At 40.9% G+C, this 2,566-nt stretch carries 2 protein-coding genes; one reads left to right on the plus strand and one right to left on the minus strand.

Going from position 1 to position 2,566, the window contains the following annotated elements:
* The first annotated feature begins 221 nt into the window (after nt 1-221).
* Nucleotides 222-1,418 carry an IS4 family transposase gene (locus F6K51_RS36050; protein WP_075902327.1) on the plus strand — a complete coding sequence of 399 codons (1,197 nt, stop codon included), beginning with the start codon at nt 222-224 and terminating at the stop codon, nt 1,416-1,418.
* A 260-nt stretch (nt 1,419-1,678) separates the two neighbouring features.
* On the opposite strand, the gene F6K51_RS36055 is transcribed toward F6K51_RS36050, so the two are convergent.
* Nucleotides 1,679-2,566 (minus strand): transposase (locus F6K51_RS36055; protein ID WP_293030668.1); only part of this gene is annotated, 888 nt, incomplete at its 5' end.

Here is a 2,566-nt window from a genome sequence, read left to right on the forward strand (position 1 = left end):
CCAAAGGCGATCGCAAATTCTCTAATATAATCCGAGTAAAAATACTTAGTTGACCGAGAGTTCGCTGGTGCTTGCCGCGAACTTTTTTCAACTGAAGTTCTTACGTATAAATAAACTCTCAAGGGGTGACAAGAAAGCTGTAAACTAGAGAGAATAGGGGTTTAAGCCAGCCCAAGACTTACAAAAATCAGGGGGCGTTCGTGACCCCCCCACAATCATATATGTTTCCTCAATTCTACCAGACTGTCTTCGAGACTCATCTGACTCCTTGCCAATATCTGACTCTACAATTGCTAATTTTGCTATTGCAAAGTCATCGTAATGTCCGTTTATCTTGCTTAGCCAACCTGTTCCCACAACCGATAAAATATGAAAGTCGTGTTCGGAATATTCAGAGGTTTTTGAATTTACCTCAGTTAAGTGCTAAGCTCTTATGGTTTCCTATTATCAAGCAAATTTTAAAACAAGAGTTTCGTCCTCATATCTCTAATCGAAAACAGATAAGACGAAGGAAAAAGCTGAAGCTCATGCATCAAGGATATCTGCTATTAATCCTCGATAGAACTCAATGGCAAGACCGGAATTTAATGGTGTTAAGCTTAGCTTGGGGTCATCATGCAATTCCTGTATATTGGCAACTTTTACCAAAACGAGGGAACAGCAGTTTGCCAGAGCAAAAAAAAGTTATAACTCCGGTCTTAAGGCTATTGCGTTCTTATCCTGTACTCCTATTAGGAGACCGAGAATTTCATAGTGTCCAACTGGCTAAGTGGCTGGAGGAGAGGAATGTAGACTTTGCTTTACGTCAGAAAAAGGGCACTTGTATTCAAGATGATGATGCTGTTTATCGACCCCTCAAAGATTTAGGAATTCAACCGGGATTTTCTCGATTTTACTCAAATATTTCTTGCACAAAAGCCCATCAGTTGGGAAACTTTAATCTAGGGGCTTATTGGAAACGTCAATATCGGAGTCGAGCAAGTAAAGAACCTTGGTATATTCTCACAAGTCTTGATAGTCTTCCACGGACTTTATCCTGCTATCAGGCTCGATGGGGTATTGAAACTATGTTTCGAGATTTAAAAACTGGAGGTTATAATCTCGAAAATACAAAGGTTAGTGAGCGTCGCTTAAAAGCCATTATTTTGCTCATTTCCATCGCTTATACTTTGGCAACTTTACTTGGAGTTGCTTTAAAAAATCTGGGAGTGAGTGAGTATATTTGTCGTCCCACCGAATCAGAACGTTCAACGGAGCGACATAGTTTTTTTTGGATGGGATTGCACGGTCCCGATTGGATTCAATCTCTCAAAATTTGGTCGGATTTAGCCAAATCTCTGATGAGTCTCAAACCTCACAAATCTCTCTATTTCAAGCGGGGACTTAACGCTAAGTCCCTTATCCAGAGTGCTTTGTAGCCTTGTTGTCACCCCTTGAGATGATAACGAATAAATAACGGTTAAATAGATAACACTCAGCCCAAAGCTAATCGCTGAGGGCTGATCGCGGGTTTTAAAAGCTCAGTTGACGCAAAGGGAGAAATAGTATCGGTAATTATTTCAACTACCCCTGCCTGATCGAGTACTCTCATCGAGTACACCTGGTGTTGGCAAAGGGATTGTGTCTACAGTCCACCTCCAATCTAAGTTCCGAGATAGGCTAGCCTTTGGCAATCCCCTCAGTCTAGAGTTTTGGTTTCATCCTGGGACACATCAGGGACGGTTGAAAGTCGCCCCGTCCTCTCAAAGTCTTGCCTCAAGAGGAGCGTTCTCAGTGCGATATTCTTGGCTCCGACTAAATCAGCATGTAGTTTGTATCCACAAGCCATGCAATCAAAATCTAATCCATTATTGGGTCGATTGGCTTTACTGGTGTGACCACAACGGGGACATGACTGGGAAGTAAAATCAGCATCAACTCTAATCGCTAAAGCGCCACCCAAAACGGCTTTATAGTCAATGAAGTAATGTAACTTAGTAAACTCCCAAATCCTTTTATTCCTATGGGCTTGACAGTTTTTTTTAGATGGTTCATGCCCTAGTTGTATTGGCTTAATTTGATCACGATTATGGGTAATATTTTCTAGACCAATCAATGAGCCAGAAATCACGACACGTTTGGCAATACAGTGATTAATATCAGCGTTAAACCGTCTCTCTCGTTGTGACAATACTATCAACCTTCTGGTAGCGGAACGAGTGCCTTTTCGCTGTAGAGTTTGTTTCGTTTTATAGTAACGATTAGCTCTATGAATTACTGACTTGCCAGAAAAGAAACCAGCTGTTTTATTCGTATCAAAGGTTACGGCTAGATAGCGCTGACCTACATCCACACCAACAACACGTTTAATCGCTTCAGGTTTAAGTTCGGGTAGCTCCAACTCTAAGCTTACTAGTAAATAGTAAGTCTTGGTTTTTTCAGCATAGCAAATTATTGCTGCACCTATTTTGGCTATACCTGAATGAATCAATTCTAAGTGTTTTTTATATCCGGAGTAGTCAACTTTTATACGACCTTCTAAGGTAACTAGGCTAGCTTTACCTTTAACAAACGAGTAGTCACGCTT

The sequence above is a fragment of the Moorena sp. SIO3I8 genome (assembly GCF_010692325.1).
In the GTDB taxonomy this organism is placed as follows: Bacteria; Cyanobacteriota; Cyanobacteriia; order Cyanobacteriales; family Coleofasciculaceae; genus Moorena.

Coding starts and splice junctions, on each gene's coding strand:
- F6K51_RS36050 (WP_075902327.1), top strand. CDS start 222: ATGTTTCCTCAATTCTACCAGACTGTCTTCGAGACTCATCTGACTCCT.